At 59.9% G+C, this 19,285-nt stretch carries 14 protein-coding genes, 1 tRNA gene and 1 other RNA gene; 5 read left to right on the plus strand and 11 right to left on the minus strand.

The genetic code is table 11. The features are described from left to right. Positions 1–20: 20 nt before the first annotated feature. Positions 21–116: signal recognition particle sRNA small type (gene ffs, locus ACFSYH_RS05450), an RNA gene on the minus strand. Positions 117–321: 205 nt separating this feature from the next. Here ffs and ACFSYH_RS05455 point away from each other — a divergent pair. After that, a tRNA-Ser gene (locus tag ACFSYH_RS05455) sits at positions 322–409 on the plus strand. A gap of 189 nt (positions 410–598) precedes the next feature. Here the strand turns inward: ACFSYH_RS05455 and ACFSYH_RS05460 are convergent. Continuing rightward, positions 599–1,321, minus strand: a complete 723-nt coding sequence (locus tag ACFSYH_RS05460) for a GNAT family N-acetyltransferase (protein ID WP_377465635.1) — start codon at positions 1,319–1,321, stop codon at positions 599–601. A gap of 516 nt (positions 1,322–1,837) precedes the next feature. Here ACFSYH_RS05460 and ACFSYH_RS05465 point away from each other — a divergent pair. Next, a complete protein-coding gene (locus tag ACFSYH_RS05465) occupies positions 1,838–2,137 on the plus strand; it encodes a type II toxin-antitoxin system VapB family antitoxin (RefSeq protein WP_377465638.1) in 300 nt (99 codons plus the stop codon). A 285-nt stretch (positions 2,138–2,422) separates the two neighbouring features. Beyond that, a complete protein-coding gene (locus ACFSYH_RS05470) occupies positions 2,423–3,109 on the plus strand; it encodes a LytR C-terminal domain-containing protein (protein WP_377465640.1) in 687 nt (228 codons plus the stop codon). A 106-nt stretch (positions 3,110–3,215) separates the two neighbouring features. Here the strand turns inward: ACFSYH_RS05470 and ACFSYH_RS05475 are convergent, their stop codons facing one another. The 9 genes from ACFSYH_RS05475 to rlmN all read right to left on the minus strand — a co-directional run bounded on the left by ACFSYH_RS05475 (position 3,216) and on the right by rlmN (position 16,430). Further along, the gene (locus ACFSYH_RS05475) at positions 3,216–4,601 is read right to left on the minus strand and encodes a uracil-xanthine permease family protein (RefSeq protein ID WP_377465642.1); all 1,386 of its coding nucleotides are present in this window, start codon (positions 4,599–4,601) and stop codon (positions 3,216–3,218) included. 176 nt (positions 4,602–4,777) lie between these two features. Then, positions 4,778–6,754: a glycosyl hydrolase gene (locus ACFSYH_RS05480; protein ID WP_377465645.1), complete on the minus strand. Its 1,977-nt coding sequence runs from the start codon at positions 6,752–6,754 to the stop codon at positions 4,778–4,780. A gap of 133 nt (positions 6,755–6,887) precedes the next feature. Continuing rightward, the gene (locus tag ACFSYH_RS05485) at positions 6,888–7,805 is read right to left on the minus strand and encodes an LLM class F420-dependent oxidoreductase (RefSeq protein ID WP_377465647.1); all 918 of its coding nucleotides are present in this window, start codon (positions 7,803–7,805) and stop codon (positions 6,888–6,890) included. Positions 7,806–7,821: 16 nt separating this feature from the next. Next, entirely contained in the window at positions 7,822–9,087 is a 1,266-nt protein-coding gene (locus tag ACFSYH_RS05490; protein ID WP_377465649.1) for a hypothetical protein, read from the minus strand. 94 nt (positions 9,088–9,181) lie between these two features. Beyond that, complete coding sequence (locus tag ACFSYH_RS05495) at positions 9,182–10,036, minus strand: hypothetical protein (protein WP_377465650.1); 855 nt, start codon at positions 10,034–10,036, stop codon at positions 9,182–9,184. Between the two features lie 340 nt (positions 10,037–10,376). Further along, positions 10,377–11,867, minus strand: a complete 1,491-nt coding sequence (locus ACFSYH_RS05500) for a M15 family metallopeptidase (RefSeq protein ID WP_377465651.1) — start codon at positions 11,865–11,867, stop codon at positions 10,377–10,379. 609 nt (positions 11,868–12,476) lie between these two features. After that, positions 12,477–14,132, minus strand: a complete 1,656-nt coding sequence (locus tag ACFSYH_RS05505) for an MDR family MFS transporter (protein ID WP_377465653.1) — start codon at positions 14,130–14,132, stop codon at positions 12,477–12,479. Then, positions 14,129–14,749, minus strand: coding sequence for a TetR/AcrR family transcriptional regulator (locus tag ACFSYH_RS05510; RefSeq protein ID WP_377465655.1), 621 nt, complete (start codon positions 14,747–14,749; stop codon positions 14,129–14,131). The genes ACFSYH_RS05505 and ACFSYH_RS05510 overlap by 4 nt, the downstream gene beginning before the upstream one ends. Before the next feature lie 142 nt (positions 14,750–14,891). Beyond that, complete coding sequence (rlmN, locus tag ACFSYH_RS05515) at positions 14,892–16,430, minus strand: 23S rRNA (adenine(2503)-C(2))-methyltransferase RlmN (protein ID WP_377465656.1); 1,539 nt, start codon at positions 16,428–16,430, stop codon at positions 14,892–14,894. Between the two features lie 357 nt (positions 16,431–16,787). Between rlmN and ACFSYH_RS05520 the strand changes: the two genes are divergently transcribed. Then, a complete protein-coding gene (locus tag ACFSYH_RS05520; RefSeq protein WP_377465657.1) occupies positions 16,788–17,471 on the plus strand; it encodes a TetR/AcrR family transcriptional regulator in 684 nt (227 codons plus the stop codon). Between the two features lie 140 nt (positions 17,472–17,611). Continuing rightward, positions 17,612–19,282, plus strand: a complete 1,671-nt coding sequence (locus tag ACFSYH_RS05525) for an MDR family MFS transporter (RefSeq protein ID WP_377465660.1) — start codon at positions 17,612–17,614, stop codon at positions 19,280–19,282. The last annotated feature ends 3 nt before the right edge of the window (positions 19,283–19,285 follow it).

Raw genomic sequence — 19,285 nt, forward strand, 5'->3', positions numbered from 1 at the left:
GCAACAAGGGTTTACGGCAACAAAAAGACCCCTCGCGCACCTGCCAGAGCCCACCTGCCCTTGCTGCATTCCTGCCCTGGGGGATTCAGTGAGATGACACCACACGAGGAGTCGACCTCCACTCTATACCAACTGACTCCAGTTTGGAAAAACGGCTACCAGTTTGGACGCAACCGGAAGTGTGCAGGCAGCAGGTTGATACCTCGTTCCGGGAACGTAGGTGGTTTCGATCACTTTCGCCCGCTAGATTCGGGTTTTCGAGAAAAGTTCGGTAGAGTTTTCTCGTTGGTTGTTCGGGAAACACGTTGACCGAGCACACTTGGAGGATTCGCCTAGTGGCCTATGGCGCCGTCTTGGAAAGGCGGTTGGGTGCAAGCCCTCGGGGGTTCGAATCCCCCATCCTCCGCCACAACAGACAAGGCCCCTGACCGCTAAGCGGTCAGGGGCCTTGTCGTTCTTGGAACCTTAGTCAGTCATGAGACCCAAAGCACGAGTGGCGCTACGCGTCACTCATCCGATGGGACGAAAAGCGCCCGGGTGAACATTCAAAAACTATGCACCTGGAACAAAAACAACCCATCGAGATTCTGGGAGGAGTCTACTGCTCGACACTCTCACCGTCACCGAATCGGAACTGCTGCCACACGCCGATCCGGGTCATTCCTGCCGCGAGGGCCACTCCGGCTGACGCATCGTTGCTTACCCCGGCGCGGTACATCGGTTCGTATCCGCGCTTGACAATCTCGCGTGAGATGGCATGCACCATCTGGACTGCAAGGCCGCGTCGACGGTGGCTCGCACGCGTGATGACTCCGATGTCAGCGAGTTTGCTCTCCCGCCACGGGTAGGCACTCGTCGCAGCGACGAGTTCATCTCCGTCGAAGACGCCCATGACACACCAGTGGTCGAGTTCCACGTAGGCTTCGTCTAGTTCGTCTGGGTCCGCTGCGGCCTCGAACCGTGCGAATGCCTCCGCGTCGTCTTGTGTCAGGACCCGCACCGCGTCCTGGTCCCGCAACCCCACGAGTGCCGCTGGCAGGTACACGTGGATACGGTCTGCCTCATCGGTCTCGGCCCCAGCCGTCTTGAGCGCGTCCTGCACATCCTGGACTGTGGCGCCTTGTGGGATCGGCGCAATCCGCTCTGCGGCTTGCTCGCCCACAAGGATCTGAACCCGCTGTTCAGGCGGAGCCATGAAGTGGGTTGTATGTGAGTGTTGTGCATCTGGATTGACGACGATTCGGCAGGTTTCGTTGTCGACCAACGTTTGCCCCTGTCCATATGGGGTGAACCATGCGTCAGCGACTGCTTGCGAGAACATAGCGTTTCCTAGCGGTGTGTTGTGAAAATGCCCAGTAATGAGCAGAACCATCCAAGTATCCGCCGCACATGGCTTCCCGGTCACGCTATTTATTCTCATCGCAGCAGGGCTTTCCTGTGTGGACTGGGCGTGACACGCCGCTTCGCGTGGAGAGGCCCTCTATCGATTGTGCGTGGCTGGAAGGCGAAGCGGATGCGCGAGGTGAGGGATCGTCGTCGATGAAACCGGCAAAGCCGGTGAGAATCCGCCGGTGATAGAGGGATATACGAGGCGGGACGCCCTGGAGAACTGTGGACGTCCCGCAACCATACTCCGAAACTCGCATCTGTTGCGGAGCCGGCGGGCTTAAAGCCTGAGCAATTTTAACCATGCGATAAGTAAATACCGAAATGCGCTACACGTCAGTGGCAGCGTGACTACTGGAGCCGTACCCTGACGCCGACTCGTGCGGGGACAAGCGAAGACGCTGGGCGCGGGTCCACACATTCGGCAATCCGACTCGGTAGACTTTTAGTCATGATTTTCAAAAAGGTTGGCAACGGACGTCCGTACCCCGAGCACGATCTGACCAGCAATCGCGACTGGGCCGCCGTGGCACCGCGGCAGGTACGTCTCGCCGATCTGATCACAACCAAGAGCGAACTCGACCTGACCACGCTGCTCACCGAGGACTCGACTTTCTACGGTGACCTCTTCGCGCACGTCGTGCAATATCAAGGGCAGCTTTACCTTGAGGACGGACTCCACCGAGCCGTGCGAGCAGCACTTCAGCAGCGTCTCGTACTGCACGCACGCGTGTACGTCATCGAGGAGTAGGCTCGCATTCCCAAGGAGCGGTCTGGGCACGTCGAGGGCATCCACACTCCACCTCACTACTTTGTCCGTAACCAGCACTTGTTTGTTACGCACCGCATTCATTTTCGTTCCGGTAGGGGTCTGCTCCGCGAGACCCCTACGCTCCACTTCACTACTTTGTCCGTAACAGGCGCAGTCTTGTGCCGAATATCCGTATGAACTTCACAAACAGTGATGGCTTCGACCGCTCGAAGTGAAGTACCCTCGTACATAGGTTCCATGCGAGTTAGGGTAACGAGAAAAATCGTGTCACAAGAACAGATCAAAAAGGCGCGCACACTACGGCGTCGCAGGGTGCGCGAACGTCAGGCTGTTGTTTTCGGACTGCTTGCCGCCCTTCTTGGCGCCGCAGGTCTGTGGGCCGTTGGGGTATACAACGGAGCGATTGCCCTACCTTTCGACAACGGTTTCACCTATGAGGAACCACTCGTCGACGAAGTGTTCGACACCGCCTGCCTGCCTGCCGACACCAAGCCCGTGGGCGCCAAGAAGATCACCGTGAATGTGTTCAACGCATCCTTGAAGCCTGGTATCGCTGCCGGGGTCTCTGGAGAACTGCGCAATCGGAATATAACGGTCGAGAACACGGCGAACGCCGACATTGAACGCGCGACGACGGCTATCGTGTTTGGCCCTGAGGGGATCGAGGAGGCGTACACTCTTGCCGCACACTTTGGTGCACCCGCGTTAATCCTCGACGACACCAAGGAGGACAACATCATTGATGTGCTCCTCGGCCAGAACTTCAGCTCGCTGCTCGACCCGGCCGATGTCCTGCTTGAAGCCGACGAGGCGATGAACTCCTACCCTGGTTGCAAGGAACTGTGGGAGATGACCGACAAGGTCGAGGCTCCCGTTGACGAGGACGACGATTCCGAGGATGTTCAGGACGATCTCGAAGACGAGGAAGAGGTCGAGGAAGAAGCCGCCTAGCGTTTTTCTGGGCAATCCTGACAAATTCTCGGTGGTCGCACCGCAGACAAGGCGCACGAAGGGGGTGGTCAGTTCCGCTGGAACTGACCACCCCCTTCGTTACGTGTTACTTGTCCAGTTCAGAACCTGCGGGAGCCGAAGCAGGAGATGCTGGCTCGATGGAGGTGCCACGAAGCTTGGACACGTATGACATCAGGTGGTAGATGACGAGTGCGGCGGCGCAACCAATCGCGATTCCCTCGAAGGTGATGTCACCGTTTGAGTAGGTGAAGTTCGCCATTCCGATAATCATCGGAACCGCTGCCGATGTCAGGTTGATCGGGTTGGAGAAGTCCACGCGGTTTTGCATCCAGATGCGCACACCGAGCATACCGATCATTCCGTACAGCAGGGTTGCCGCTCCACCGAGCACTCCCGCTGGAACTGTCGAGATTGCCGCACCAAACTTTGGCGACAGGCTCAGTAGCAGTGCTGTGATTGCCGCGACCCAATAGGCTGCGGTCGAGTACACGCGGGTTGCCGCCATGACGCCGATGTTCTCGGCATAGGTGGTCGTACCGGAACCACCCGCGGAACCTGCCAGGGTTGTTGCCAGACCGTCCGCGATCAGTGCGCGACCAGTGACCTTGTCGAGGTTCTCGCCGGTCATCGCGGCAACTGACTTCACGTGTCCGATGTTCTCTGCCACAAGCACGAACACGACCGGAAGGAAGAGGCCGAGCACGGCCGGTGAGAATGTCGGAGCGGTGAACTCAGGGAACCCGATCCATGCCGCCTCCCTGATCGCCTCGAAGTCCACCTCACCGCGGAAGATCGCGAATACGTAGCCGACAAGCACACCGAACAGAATCGAAAGACGCCCGATGATCCCCTTGAAAAGCACCGTGATCAGAATGATTGCCGCGAGGGTCACGGTCGCTGTCAGCGGCGCTTTGGCGAAACCACCGGTGATGTTGACGATCACGTGACCGGCCTCATCAAGGATGTGGTTCCCCTGCGAGTCTTCAGCGTACGCGGTGGTGCGCCACGCTGCTGGGGCGAGGTTGAAGCCGATCAGCGCAACGATCGTTCCGGTCACGACCGGCGGCATGAGGAGTTCGATCCACCGCACGCCAGCGAAGTGCACGATGAAACCGATGATTGCGAGTAGGATACCCGCGCTGAGGATGCCGAAGATCGCACCTGCATGGCCGTTGCTCGAGGTAGCGGCCAGGATCGGAGCGATGAAGGCAAAGGAGGACCCAAGGTAACTGGGGAGGCGGTTGCCGGTGATCAGCAAGAACAGCATGGTTCCGATTGCTGAGAAGAACAGGGTGGTGGATGGCGGGAAGTCCGTCAGCAGTGGCACGAGGAAGGTTGCACCGAACATTGCGACCACGTGCTGCATACCGATACCGATTGTGAGGCCCCAATTGAGGCGCTCGCCCGGCCCAACTACATCCCCTGGGCCAAGAGTGCGCCCGTCACCGAAAACTTTCCAACCGAACTTCACGTTCTCTCCTTCGACATCTTGTCGGATGCCCCTGCTGCGTCTGGGCAGCACAGTGGGCAGGGTCGCAGAGGCCCTAGGAGAATCTACTCGCTTTGTTAATAATCCTTCACCGGCCCCTCACAAGAAATCTCGCATACCGAGATGATCGGAGGGGTTAGGCGTTTGATCGTGTGCAGTTACACTAAATGTTCAGCGATCCACGCGAGCACGTATGTCAGTGAGTTTCCGTCATCGATCCTCTCGGCAGGAATGTCCTGCGCGAGGTGCCATGCCTGCTCGGCAGCGTCCGTTCCCGCGAGCGCACGATACATCAGCAGGTAGTCCCCGAATACTTGATCGTAGTCTCCAAAGAATCCGACGATCTCCTCGAGGTTCTGCATGATTCGATCCGAGTCGCCGCCAAGGTAGTCGGCAACCGGGGCCATCGGCAGTACCGCCATCCCAAGCATCGCTGACTGCTCCCCGCTGAACCAGGTGGCGTAATCGTGTTTGGCACCCCACACGAGCGGAATCACCGAGTGGCGATATGACGTGCGCACAGGATCAGACTGATCAAAGTTGGTCCAGTAGGTACGGGCGGAGCATGCCTCAAGGGATAGCAACCACACGGACAGTTCGTACAGCCATGTCCTGCCCGTCAACTTGCCCCATGCGCCAAGGGCATTCCAGGCATTGACTGCCTCAGAGCTGGACTCCTGGTTGTTTCCCTCATCGAAGGGTGCCGTCCCTGACGCCCACGAATGCCCCTTATACACGTCGAACACCCTGAGCATCGGAAACTCGGTATCCGGAACCGGTGTCGCGATGTCGAACGCCAGGGCGTCGACGGATTCACGCACCTGCTCAAGCAACTGCGGGTTACGCTCACCGAGCACCGCAGCCACATGCAGGAAGTATCCCCAGTGGAAGTGGTGGTCGTTGAAGAGATCAGTACCGAATGAGGCCTCGCGCCCCACGACGCCCGACCACACGTCATCGTAGAAGAAGGTACGCGGGGCATGTGAGTCGGCAGCGGCCTTGAACCATTCAAGGAACCGTTCTTCCAGGCCTTGTCCAAATGCGTCAGCACCAGGAACAGACAACTGAGTGGCAAGGTCAAGTAGGTTGGCGTCCCGGAACAACGCCTTGCCGCCAAAGTAGGTGTCCTCGGGAGCGCGTGGCACCTCACCGATGTCCTGCACCGCAGCCGCGGCGAGCGTGGCCCGTCTATCCTCAGCCACGCGTGTGAGGTCGAGGTGCACCCGCGGCTCCACCCGAGGTGTGCGCCAGGTGAGCACCTTCGCCGACACGAGCGGTGCCGTACCCGACACGGTCGCATAGGTTCCCAGGTTGTCCAACGGCTCCCGAACCTCATGGTGCGGTAGCCGCACCACAGCGACCGGGCCGTTCTCCCGCGCAACATAGCGAATGGAGGTGACCACCTCGTCGGAAAGCACCTGAGCGGTGACCTCGGTGCGCAGCACCGGGAACGTGGCGTGACGCGCGATCCGCAGCACCTCCCGCTCAATCTGCGCCGGACTCTCACCCGTGAACTGGGGGAACGCAATCAATGAAACGTACTGTCCGGCCTGCAACCGGATCGAGCGGGCCGAGAACGCACCCGTCGTCACGAGACCATAGTGGCTGCCCTCGACGTGAGCGGTCGCGCACGACTCATACTCCATCGAGAAGGCCTCCGAAAGCGTCACATCGTGCGCTATCTCAGCGGTATACGAAACGTAAGGAACGCCTTCCGCGAGCACCGCTCGCCCCAACACACGACCGATCTCATTCTGAAACTCGATGGTCACGCTCGCCAGATCGTGCGCAGCAATCCGATACCCGTACGCGCCGACATTGACGTCAATGTCCGCCGAGGCAGGCCCAGAGATCGTGTGCCGTGAGCTCGTGACATGCGGCAACCCGAAGACAAAGCCCTGATCAGTCTGGATATACGAATACGGAGTTGGGAACACCGGGGACGGCGAGCCAAAGGCCAGCCCCGAGAACCACCGGTTGGTCGGCGGCTGAATCATCGATGAGGCGTGCAGCCACGGCATCTCCTGAATCGTGTCCACGGGCAACGCGGCGATTGCCTGCTCGATCATTTCGGATACCCCCAGTGCCGCGAGGTCGTGACCGACCAGAGCGAACTGGGCTGCGTGAGCGTCCATAGTGATGACTACATCCACCGTTTACTAGAGCAAATACCCCCACCTCGGGGTTCGATACCACCTTACCCGATCGAATTATCGGACCCTCATGGGATTTAACCTGACACCGCAGCATGAAGCGCGATCGGACACGTCAGAACTGGGAGGTCACCTCACGTGCGATCAGGTCAAGGTGGTCCAGATCGGACAGGTCAAGAATCTGCAGGTAGATCCGTTCCGCACCCGCGTCACGCGCCCGACCGATCGCATGAACGGCCTCCGAAACCGTGCCAGCGATACCGTGCTCCCGCAGTTCCTCCGGGTTACGCCCAATCGCGGCTGCCCGACGAGTGAACTCAGCCTCGTCCCTACCCACACAGGCCACAAACGCGCTCGAGTACACGAGTTCGTTCGGGTCGCGTTCAATCGCCTCGCAGGCTGCGCGGACACGTGCGAACGTTGGAGCAAGCCGGTCGAACTCGACAAACGGTGTGTTGAACTCGGTTGCAAAGCGTGCCGCAAGGGATGGGGTCCGCGATGGTCCGGTTCCGCCGATGATGACCGGAACCTTGGGGCTCACTGGCTTTGGCAGTGCCGGAGAATCCGTGAGTTGATAGTGCTTGCCCGCATAGTTGAACTTCTCACCAACGGGGGTCTCCCACAACCCGGTGATGACATCGAGTTGTTCCTCAAGTCGTGAGAACTTGTCCTTCGGGAATGGGATGCCATAGGCGCTGTGCTCCGCCTCAAACCAGCCAGCACCGAGCCCCAGTTCCACGCGTCCGCCACTCATCTGATCGACCTGAGCCACTTGAATCGCAAGTACTCCGGGCAACCGGAAGGTCGCGGAGGTCACGAGTGTCCCGAGCTTGATCCGTTCGGTCTCGCGGGCGAGTCCAGCAAGCGTCAGCCACGCGTCGGTTGGCCCTGGCAACCCGCCGCCACCCATTGACAGGTAGTGATCGGAGCGGAAGAACGCGTCGAATCCCAACTGTTCAGTCGCGTGCGCGACTGCGAGCAGATCCGTATAGGTTGCGCCCTGCTGTGGTTCGGTGAAGATCCGGAAGTCCATTGTGAGCTGATCCAATCTATTGGCCCCGCCATTTGGCAGGGGTGAAGAAATCTGCGATGGTTACGGCGGTCAAGGCGCCAAGCACGACCGCGGTCCTTTTGCGCCCGGTTTTATGCGCATAGCGCGTCAGCCCGGCAAGAACTGTAGCTTCCAGCGTGTTGAGCGCATAGTAGGCCGGCGGCCGCCTGAGCCACAGGCGCATGATTCTCGACGATATGTCAGGTTCATCCGGCAGGGTCGTCGCGGCGGCCCACACCGCTTTGGAGAAGGGCTGCGCAACAACATACTGCGCGCCCTCGAGATGATGTGGTTCGCGCCAGCCCTCCGCGAGCTCAGCCGCGGCCTCGGGCAACCCAAGTATCCGCGTGACCGCCGTGAGCGGGTCGTCCATGTTGTCGGCGCTGAGCACGAGGTGTAGGCGATCCCGTTCTAACGTGCCAAGCTCAAACAATCCGGCGAGGGCATCCGCATCGATCCGAGGCCTCGCAAAGAAGTCAAAGACGAACTGGGCAGGGTCAACCTCACCAAGTTGCAGATAGCGCATCAGGTCCTGCGCGACACGAGTGCGCGGGTCGACGTCAGTCCACTGCGGCCCCCACTCATGCACTCCGATCTCGTCACGGTGCGCAACGGTGAGACGCCGCCACGCCCCATTGCGTTCAAGATGGATACACGGTTGATCTGAGTTCCATCCGATCAGGTTTTCCAGCGCACCACCTGGCTGGTCTACGCCGACCACGCCCCACTGTGCCCCGGAACGGAACCAGAGGTCGTGTCGTGCCGCATGGGCAAGGAGCGGACCATCCGTTGAGCGGAAGCGACCGACAACCGCTTCAGCGCGCGTGTTGATGTCGACGGTGATTCCATCGAGATGCGAGTGGGTCGACGGCACGCTGGGGTGGTCTGCGACGTGGCATGCCGCATTGAGTTCCTGTGCCAGACCGGAGGCAAGATCCTCGAAACTGATGGTCGGTATCTCGCCACGAGTCGTGTTCTCCTCCGGTGCCCAGCGTGGCGCGAACCCCTCATAGAGGCCCACCGTGCGAGCGATCATCCACCCGGGTGCGCCGATGTGTGCTCCGTCAATCACCTGGGCGGGAACCGCACGATCCAGGAGAGCCTGGCTCAACTGTTCGAGTGTCACTGGATCGAGGTAGGCAACGTGGTCCGCATCTGAGCCAGATGATTTGATGTCTTGGGGGTCACGTGGGTCACGTGGCGCAATGGCAATGTACATTGCGTAGGCTGCGTACGTCTGCGTTGCCTGCTCAAGTTCGTGCATACCTGAAGTCTCTCATCTGGCGAGAGCGATGGCATCGGTTTTTCGCTAACCGGCAAACAACTGTGAGAACTCAGGTGTGCTGAGCGTGCCGGTCCTACTGGTCGCAGGCGGGAGCAGAGGACACCTGGAGGACCACCTCTGGCTCGTGTGCGTGAGATATCTGCTGGGCTGCCTGCTTCTGCTCGTCCGTGTGCAAGCGGCTCGGGTAGATCACGAACCGGTCGGGCATGGATACCATCTGGGCTGTGATGATGTCCTTCATGGCCTCAATTGGGGCATCGAAACTGGAAACCTGCACAACCGGAACACCGGCCGCCTCAAGCATCTGCTGCTCATCGAGTACCTGGCAGGCAGGAACGATCATGCCCAGTTCCTGTGCTGCCTCCGCTCGGTCCGGCCAGATCCGCTGAATCGCCAGTTCTGCATGTGCTTGCGCCAGAGCGTAGGCCAGGTCTTCCGGGCTGGCGTCGCGGGCCCAGTCGGGATCCACGAGGATCTCGTTGGCCTTACTTGAGCTGGGGTTAAGGCAGGTGGCTGCGCCTTCGCACTCATTTGCCGAGGCGTAGTGCAGCGAGAGTCCTTCGAAGCCCTGTTCGAAACGCAGGTACGTGTCGCGTACTTCCTGCAGCCTTATCTCCGCCAGGCGCTGTGCAGCGCGAGCTGATTCCTTGGCGAAACTCGCGGCCCCGCTCTTCTCCTCCTGCGCGACGTCCTCTTCCTCAAGTTCACGAGTCGTGATCGCAAGTTCCGAGACGTCGTCTGCTTCAGCTAGACCTTCGGTCGATTCTGCTGCGGCTTCGAGCACCTGCTCAGCGACTGTCGCTGGCTCTGGGGACGCGGAAAAAACACCGAGGCCAACGGCGGCAAACAGCCCGACCGTGGTAACGGCAACGATCGCGAACAGGCGAACCCTGTTCGACGCTTCTTCCCTAGACGACATACTGCTCATGTCGCCTGCCCCTTCCTCGTCGCCCGGTACCTGAACACCGGTATCACGACGGTTGATGCTCTCGTTAAATCGTGTGCATCCTATTCGGTTGAAATGAATTCCGGATGAACCCGTACCTTACCTATCGGCAGGAAACCGCCGAAGATGAAGTACGCCACACGTTTAACCCCTTTCGCACAAAACTTTACCTTCTTTTTGCCAGGCTGTCTCCCCTGTTTTCTGCGGTTTTACCGCACTGACACACAGCCTCCACTAAAGAAGGTAAAAAGGTACCCCGTTGGAAAGTTTTCCACGGGGTACCTGTTATAGAAATCTATTTAACCGGGCATTTGAAGCGGGATCAGTAACCCATCGCACGCGCTACTGGTGACACCTCTGCGCCGCCAAACTCCCAGTGCCACGGTTCCGGCTTGGTCTTCTGTGCCCACTCTGGCGAGAACCAGCCATAGGTGGTCGAGTTCGCGACAAGCCAGTTCCGCTCCGGGGTGTTCCAGCGAGCCTCTGGACCATTTAGATCAAGCGCGAGGCCCCACCCGTGGTTGGACATTCCGGGAGGTGCTGCAAGCCAACCCTTGGCTGCCTTGGTAGTGACCTGCGAACTGTAAGAACGGTAGGAATCGGTGATCTGGATGTCACGACCGAACTCTTCCTTGAACGCAGCGTTCAGTTCAGCGAACATCAAGGCTGCATCAGGGCGCGCTTTTTGCCCAGTGGCCGTAGCGATCTCAACGAGTGCGCTGTCCGGCAGGCGCCCGTTGGAGAAGGTCCCGTACGAGTTGGCCAGTTCAACAGCCTCGGCCCATGCAGCCTCAAGCGCGAGGACAGCGAGTTCCTCGGCAGTGGTTACACCCGGAGTCGAGGTGCCATCGACGAGGGCTTGGAGGCGAGCGGTTGCCGCGACCACCGAGTCGATTGTCGTATCGGTGACGGCAACAGAAACCGTGTCGGCGCCTGTTGGGACATCCACAACGTTTGCGGTGGAATCCGTGGCAGGATCCCCGAATGTGTCATCGCCGGGCATGTAGACCACCATGCTCTGCGACGAGCCGTCGGCTTTGCTCTGTTCAGTTGCGGCATGCTTGCCAATGTATGGAGCGACGCTTGCGGTCTGAACGACCTCTGGAGCGGCATTGATGGCCTGCTCGACCTCAGGATTCGCCGCGGCTTTCTCTGCCTGGGCCACAGGGACATCGGTATATGCGCCCACCGCACGGATAGTGATTTCGAGCGATTCCTCGGAATCGTAGAGACCTTCGGCCGATGCGGTTCCGGATGCCTGTTCAACATCTGTCGCGAGCGTGTTGCGCGAGAAACTACGCGAGGCAGTGCCAGATCCCTCACGGGTTGGGATCTCCTCGGCCTCAAGAGCGATCTGTTCCAGGAGTTGCTCGAGTTCCGCAGCCGCCTTCTGCACCGCGGCATCTGACTCGATCAGAGCAGACGCATTGTTGAGGAGCTCAGCGGCTTTCATCACCGCTTCGTCTGCCTCGCTCGACGCGATGGTGATGGCGGTGTCCGGTTCCACCAGATCCGTGAGGTTGCGCTCTTCTCCAGTGACCTGGGAGGTGTTTGGTCGGCTGTCGTGAGCGTTCACAACGACCGTGGTGCCAACGAGCCCGGCGATTGCCACACTGGCTGCGATGACGGGCTTGCCGAGAACTGGCTTGGCGATGGAGGGCACGGAGAAGAGCGCTAACCGGATGCCGTTACGCTTCTGTGCGGCGCGGCGTCCTTGGTAGCGTCCGCGGCGCGTGGCGTCCGTGTCAGGTGCATGAGCAGCCTCGATCGAGGTTGCTATGCGCTTACCGTGTGCGGCCATCGAAATAATCACCTGGTTCCTTGCGGCGGGTACGCCTTGGGGCGGTTTACACGACCCGCCGGATGGTGGCAGCGGTTCATGCGTCTTACTGATGTATCGCGCTATGCGTGTTACATCTTGCGGCACTCACCTGTGTGACTGCTGCGAGCAGAACGATCTCCTGACCATTTATCTCGGCAGAACCAAGACAAACTTAATAGGACAATGGGCAGCAGTACCCGTATCGTTCGCCCCATCTAGGTTACAAGAGTGTCACAGATCCACAAGGGCCTCGTTCCTGTCTTCATCACACCTGTGCACAACTCACACAGCGACGAGGCGCCCACCAGTGTGGAAACAGGAAAGCGCATGCTCCTCTGTGTCATACAGCACAGGAGAGCATGCGCGAATCGCACCCGGGAAACCAAATGCGCCCCAAGATCGAAATCCGAAATTCACCCACTTGGAAAGTTCGTTTGGCGACGACCTGGACATCCAGTTATGCGCCCGATACTTATTCCTAGTTGTTCAGGGTGTTGCAACGACCACCAGAACCCGCCATGGGCTGTTTTTGGTCCGGTGGCGTGTATTTTTTACACACCACCGGACCAATTTCAGCCCACCGGCTTGACGACGAGCCGACTAAGATCGCTCACCACGCCCTGACCCAGCCGCGCTGGGTTGGGAGAGGGATACGGCGTGGTCCATCTCGTCGCCAATCTGCCGCACTTCAAAGTCGTGGATTGCCTGTTCAACCCCTTCAACAGCGGTCATCGCAGAGCCAGAGATCGATTCCTCGATCGTGGTTGCAAGCGGCTTTTGCCTCACAAAGAACAGCAGCACAGCCGCAACGATGGCCAGCGGGATGAGCCACATATAGATCGGGATGAGTGCTTGATTGTACGAAAGCACGACCGCATCTCGCAGCGGACCCGGCAGTTCATGCACGAGGGCTGGGGTAAAGGAGTTCGCATCGAGTTGGCCTGCCGCCGACGAGTCAACGAGACCTGCGAGATTCTCCTCGACTCGACCAGTCAGACGCGACGCGAACACCGATCCGACGACAGCGGACCCGAGCGTTGAACCCACCTGGCGGAAGTAGTTGGTGCTCGCAGTGGCGGTGCCCACGACCTTGAGCGGGAAAGAGTTCTGCACGATCAAGGTGAGGATCTGCATCGACATGCCCAAGCCCATACCAAGAACCGACATGGCCGCACAGATAACCCATACCTGCGTGTCCACCGTAATTCTCGCCATGAGCAGCAAGCCCAGGGCAACAACAAACGATCCGATGATGGGGAGATTCTTGTAGTTCCCCGTCCGGCTCACCACGATCCCGGAGATCGTCGCGGTTATCAGGAGCGCAAGCATCATCGGGGCCATGAGCAGCCCCGCCGTGGATGCCGAATAGCCGCCAGCCATCTGCAGGTAGGTTGGCATGTATCCGATCGCGCCGAACATCGCGATTGCAGTGACAAGCGCAGCCAGTGTGGTCAGATTGAAGTTACGATCCCTGAACAGGAACAACGGCATGATCGGCTCAGCGGCCTTCGACTCAACCCAGACAAACAAAGCGCCCGTCACAGCGGTCGTTACGTAGAGTCCGACAACAAGCGGAGATGTCCAGCCGTATAACGAGCCACCCCAGGTAAGGGCGAGAACAAGTGCGGTCGTTGCAACGGACAACAGCGCCATGCCGAGAATGTCGAGTTTTGGGCGTTCCTGCAGCGCACGCACAGGCTTGCGCAGAAACAACATGGTTGCGACGATCGATAGCACGCCCAATGGCAGGTTGATCCAGAATGCCCAGCGCCAACCCGGACCTTCCGTGAACCAGCCACCCAAGAGCGGCCCAGCCACCGAGGAGACGGCAAAGGTAGCGCCCATGATTCCCATGTACTTGCCGCGTTCCCGGGCAGGTATCACATCTGCGATGGCAGCCTGCGAGAGAATCATCAGGCCACCGCCGCCGATCCCCTGAACTGCACGGGCTGCGATGAGCAGTTCCATCGAGTCAGCGATTCCACCCAGCACGGAACCGATCAAGAAGAGCACAATCGCACTGAGCAACAGCGGCTTGCGTCCCATGAGGTCCGACAGTTTGCCGTAGATCGGCATCACGATCGTGGAGGCCAGGATGAACGCTGTGATGACCCACGCCATGTGCTCAACGCCGTTGAGTTCACCAACGATTGTGGGAAGCGCGCTCGACAGCACGGTTTGGCCGAGGGACGACATGAACTGTGTCATCATCAGGCCAGCGAACAGCAGATTCACTGAGTTCTGGTGTTTGGTCATTGTGTTTCTTTCATAAGGCGCCGGAACACGTCGAGGGCTTCACGGAAGCGCAACTCGCCGTCATCAGACAACGCATCGGGGTGTGTCGAGAAGGTGTAGCGCACGACAGAACCGGCAAACGTTGCGATCCCACGGGCTGAGGCCTCGGGCGAGCCGAGGCCGGCAACATCTAGGTTCAGGTCCGCCAACACCTCAGCAACCGCATCATTGACCGCTGACTCACAGGCGGCCATGTGGCGGTGCAGAAAGATTTTGTGTTCGGGGCGCTCGCGAAAGACGGCGACCCGACTGCGAAAGCTGTCCGGGTCTATGACCGTGTCACGCACCACGTGGAAGTAGAGCGAGACCACTCGATCAAACAGGTTATGCCCACCGTTTTCTCGGAGTTCGTCATGTTGAGCCCGCGTGATCTGCGGCGCACGAAGCCCGACCACTGCTTCCTCTTTGGATTTGAAATAGTTGAAGAATGTGCGCTGCGAGACTCCCGCCTCAGCCGCGATTTCCTCAACCGGGGCGTTGCACTCGTTCTCCACGACAAGGCGGTAGGCAGCCCGGTGAATAGCCAGGTAGGCATCGGCCTTGTTCTGCTCGCGACGGGATAGGGACTGATTATGCACATCTAAACTTTATGCAGTTGTGCAAGTTTGCACAACTGCAAATTTATGCGATATCTCCCACACAACGAAAGGGACCCACCATAGGTGAGTCCCTCGTCGTCAATCGGACCATGCGCAAGCGTCCGCAGCGCTCTGCATCCGCCTACTCGTCCGCAGCAGCCAACTGGCCGCAGGCACCGTCGATTTCCTTTCCGCGCGTATCGCGCAGCGTGGTCGGGATGCCGTGTGCCTCAAGGCGGGCGATCCACTCGCGGGTCACTGCGGGCTCCGAAGAGGTCCAGATCGAGCCCGGCGTCGGGTTCAACGGAATCGGGTTGACGTGCACCCAGCCTTTACCGCGAGCGTTCAGCTTCTCGGCCAGCAGGTCGGCGCGCCACCCATGATCGTTCATGTCCTTGATCAGCGCATACTCAATCGACACACGGCGGCCGGTCTTCTCGTAGTACTCATACGCTGCGTCAATGGCCTCGTCAGCCTTCCAGCGCGAGTTCACCGGAATGAGTTCATCGCGCAGTTCATCGTCCGGAGCGTGCAGGGACAGCGCGAACGTGAACGGCAGCTTCTCGTCAGCAAGTTTGCGGATCGCAGGCACCAGGCCAACGGTCGACACCGTGATGCCGCGAGCGCTCATACCCAAGCCCTCAGGCGCTTCAGCGCACATGCGGTGCACTGCGTTCATGACGCGCTTGTAGTTTGCGAGCGGCTCGCCCATGCCCATGAACACGATGTTGGTGACGCGCTCAGGAACGTGATCACCGGGACGAATACCGCCCAAGCCACCCTCGGCGATGACGCGGTTGGCCTGAATGATCTGGTCCAGTATCTCCGCGGTGGACATGTTTCGGGTCAGACCCGCTTGGCCGGTCGCGCAGAACGGGCAGTTCATGCCGCAGCCGCACTGCGAGGACACGCACAGGGTGACGCGACCCGGGTAGCGCATGAGCACGGATTCGACGAGCGAGCCGTCGAACAGTCGCCACAGGAACTTGATGGTCGCACCGTCGTCGGTTGTCAGACGCTTGACCTCGGTCAGCAGGGTCGGGAACGCTGCGTCGACCATCTCCTGGCGCTTGTCCTTGGGTAGATCGGACATGCGCTCGGGATCGGTTGTGTAGTGCTGGAAGTAATGCACCGAAAGCTGCTTGGCGCGGAAGGCAGGCAGGCCCAGTTCCTTGAACTTTGCTTGGCGTTCCTCAAGGGTGAGGTCCGCGAAGTGAGTTGGCGGCTGAGTAACCCGTTTTTTGGTGGCGAACTGCAGTTCTGGACGCCCATCCGCGCCCATCGCCTGCTTCCACCCCTCCGGGGTTGGGCGCACTTGCTCGCGCCCTTCGCGGCGCGCACGCAGTTCGGACACGCGGCCGTCGATCTCGGCGCGGCGTTCGTCCTTTTTCTGCTGGGCGTCTTTGGCTTGAATGTACGCGATCGTCCGGTCGTTGCGGTCCGCGCGCGTGACGCGGTCCTCGTGCCGGGTGCGTCCCGTCTGCTTGGTTCGTGCCGGTTGTCCGCCACGGGTCAGGCTTTGCGACGAGCGGGCAGCAGAGCGCGCACCGCCCACTTTCAGCGCGGACAGTTGAGGTTCGGAGGTTGAGCCCGTTGATCGCGGGGTCGCCGAGGTGCGGCCACGCGAGTCTTGAGGCGTCGCCGACTGGCCGGAACGGGGGGATTTGTTTGAAGCAGACATCGTTCCCGATTCTCCCACGCGCGCTTGCACGCTGCACGAAACGTGAGCGAGGACAAACGTGACGTTGCCCGCTTAAGCTGCCGGCTCGTCGCCAAGCCTGCTCCTTGCCTGCTCCCGCGAACTCCACCCAAGCTCTCGCCGCATCCCCCCCCATCGCAGCCCATCGCCGAACTCAGGCATTTTCCCTCGAACTCAGGCCGGAGCGGGCTGAGTTCGAGGGAAAATGCCTGAGTTCGCGGGATGCTTCATGCCCAGTAGGCATATGGAGTTGAGATCGTTAGCAATCTGCAGCACGCGTGACGCTCTACACACCCGACGAGGTTGCACTTTTGATGTCAAAGTGCAAAGATGCACTATGTGAGCAATAGTGCAGGAAAGACTAGTGATTCGGAGACTGGATCGTCCGCCGAGCACCCCATCAACCGACGCGAGGCACGTAAAACGGCAACCCGCACGGCCCTGATCACCCATGCACGTGCACTCACGAAGGAACACGGCCTCGCAGGGTTCACAATTGAGGACCTGTGTTCGGAAGTCGACATCTCGCGGCGCACGTTCTTCAACCACTTCGCCTCCAAGGACGATGCCGTGCTCGGGATGTCCAAGGAGTCACCTCTCGCTCCGCATCGAGAGGAGTTCCTGACCTCTCAGGCCCACACCTCGCTACGCGAGGCCCTCTTGAACCTCGTGGCGAGTTCCGTCAATGGCACCGCCACGCACAGCTTCACCCCATTCGAGGTCATGGAACTGGTCCAGGGCGAACCGTCACTCATGAACCGCCTCCGACAAAACGCCTTCGACACCGTCATCGAGGTGGAACAACTCATCTGCGCGCGCGAAGGCCTCCCCTATCCAGATACCTACGCACACACCGTTGCCCTCACGCTTCACCATCTGATGATGACCGCCCTGCTCCCACCACCCAACGGTGACTGCACGGCGGGACAACTAGCCCGATCATTCGACGATCCCGAGAACATTCGAGAGAGATTCGCCGAGAGACTCAACCACCTCGCCCGATTCTTCTCGTCCGGCCCATAGCGCCACCCCGCAGTGCGGTCGTTCACGCCGAACTACCGACAACAGCCAGTACTCATCCTCCAACCCACCACCCCGCGCGTGGTGGAGACCCGACGCAACCGTGTCGTCGGCAATCAACCAACTCATATGAAGGGACACCCATGTCTCACGCCCCCACAGAAACGGTCACGGACGAGCCCAAGCTCGTACTGACCCAACGAACGATCTGGATCATCTTCGCCGCCCTCATGGCGTCGATGTTCCTGTCCAGCCTGGACCAGACCATCGTGTCCACCGCCATGCCCACCATCGTGGGCGACCTCGGCGGCGTACAGCACCAGGCGTGGATCACCACGGCGTATCTCCTGGCCACAACCATCGTGATGCCGATCTATGGAAAATTCGGTGACGTTCTCGGGCGCCGCAACCTCTTCCTCGCAGCCATCGCGATCTTCACCGGAGCCTCACTGGCACTCGCCCTCGTGGACACGTTCTGGGGATTCGTGGTGTTCCGCGCAATCCAGGGACTCGGTGGTGGTGGTCTGATGATCCTGTCCCAGGCGATCATCGCGGACATCACCCCGGCCTCCGAGCGCGGTAAGTACATGGGACCGCTTGGGGCCGTGTTCGGAATCGCCGCTGTCGCCGGTCCACTGCTCGGCGGTTTCTTCGTGGACCACCTGACCTGGCACTGGGCGTTCTGGATCAACATCCCCATCGGAATCATCGCGTTCGTGGTCGCGTGGTTCACGCTGAAACTACCAAGCCACAAGGCTGAGAAGAAGATCGACTTCCTCGGCGTCCTGTTCCTCTCCATTGCGACCACCGCGCTCATCTTCTTCACGGACTTCGGCGGATCGGCCGACCACGGCTGGAGCGCATCGGAGACCTGGATATGGGGAGCCACCCTGGTCATCGCCGCGGGACTTTTCGTGTTCGTGGAGTCACGTGCACAGGACCCCATCATTCCACTGTCGTTCTTCAAGAACCGCACGTTCGTGAATGCAACCGCAATCGGCTTCGTGCTGGGACTCGGCATGTTCGCGGCGCTCGCATTCCTGCCAACCTTCATGCAGATGTCGTCCGGCACCTCCGCCGCAACATCTGGCCTGCTGATGCTCCCGATGATGGTCGGAATGATGGGTACCTCAATCTGGTCTGGTCTGCGCATCACCAAGACGGGTAACTACCGCCTATTCCCCATCGTTGGAACGGCTGTGACCGGTGTCGTCTTGGTCGTCATGTCCACGCTCCAGGGCTCAACCCCGCTGTGGCTGCTGTGCACCTACCTGTTCTTCTTCGGTGCCGGTCTCGGTCTGGTCATGCAGGTCGTTGTCCTAGTTGTCCAGAACTCGGTTGACCCACACGACGTCGGCGCCGCAACATCGACCAACAACTACTTCCGCGAGGTGGGTGCCGCCCTGGGTGTGGCCGTGTTTGGAACCCTGTTCACGAACCGTTTGTCCGAGCGCCTCTTCGAGGTGTTCGCGGGAGCTGGACTGTCTCCTGACGATGCGGCTCAGTCGACATCACAGATCACGCCAGCCATCATGAACGAGATGCCGGAGGCTATGCGTAACGGCGTCATCGACGCCTACGCTGACTCGCTTGCTCCGGTATTCCTCTACATGGTTCCGTTTGTCGTCATCGCCTTTGTACTGGCGCTACTCACCAAGCAGATCAAGTTGTCCGACGAGGCCGGAATGGTTGCCCGTGGCGAGGCCGTCACCGATTCTGCCGACCTGTCGCAGATTGCCGACGAGCCTGGTTCCGTTCCAGTTCCTGCTGGCGTTGGGGAATCACACGGCGAGTCCGATTCCGTGGTGCGTTAGCAA

The organism is Populibacterium corticicola (genome assembly GCF_042683685.1).
Taxonomy (GTDB): domain Bacteria; phylum Actinomycetota; class Actinomycetes; order Actinomycetales; family Cellulomonadaceae; genus Timonella; species Timonella corticicola.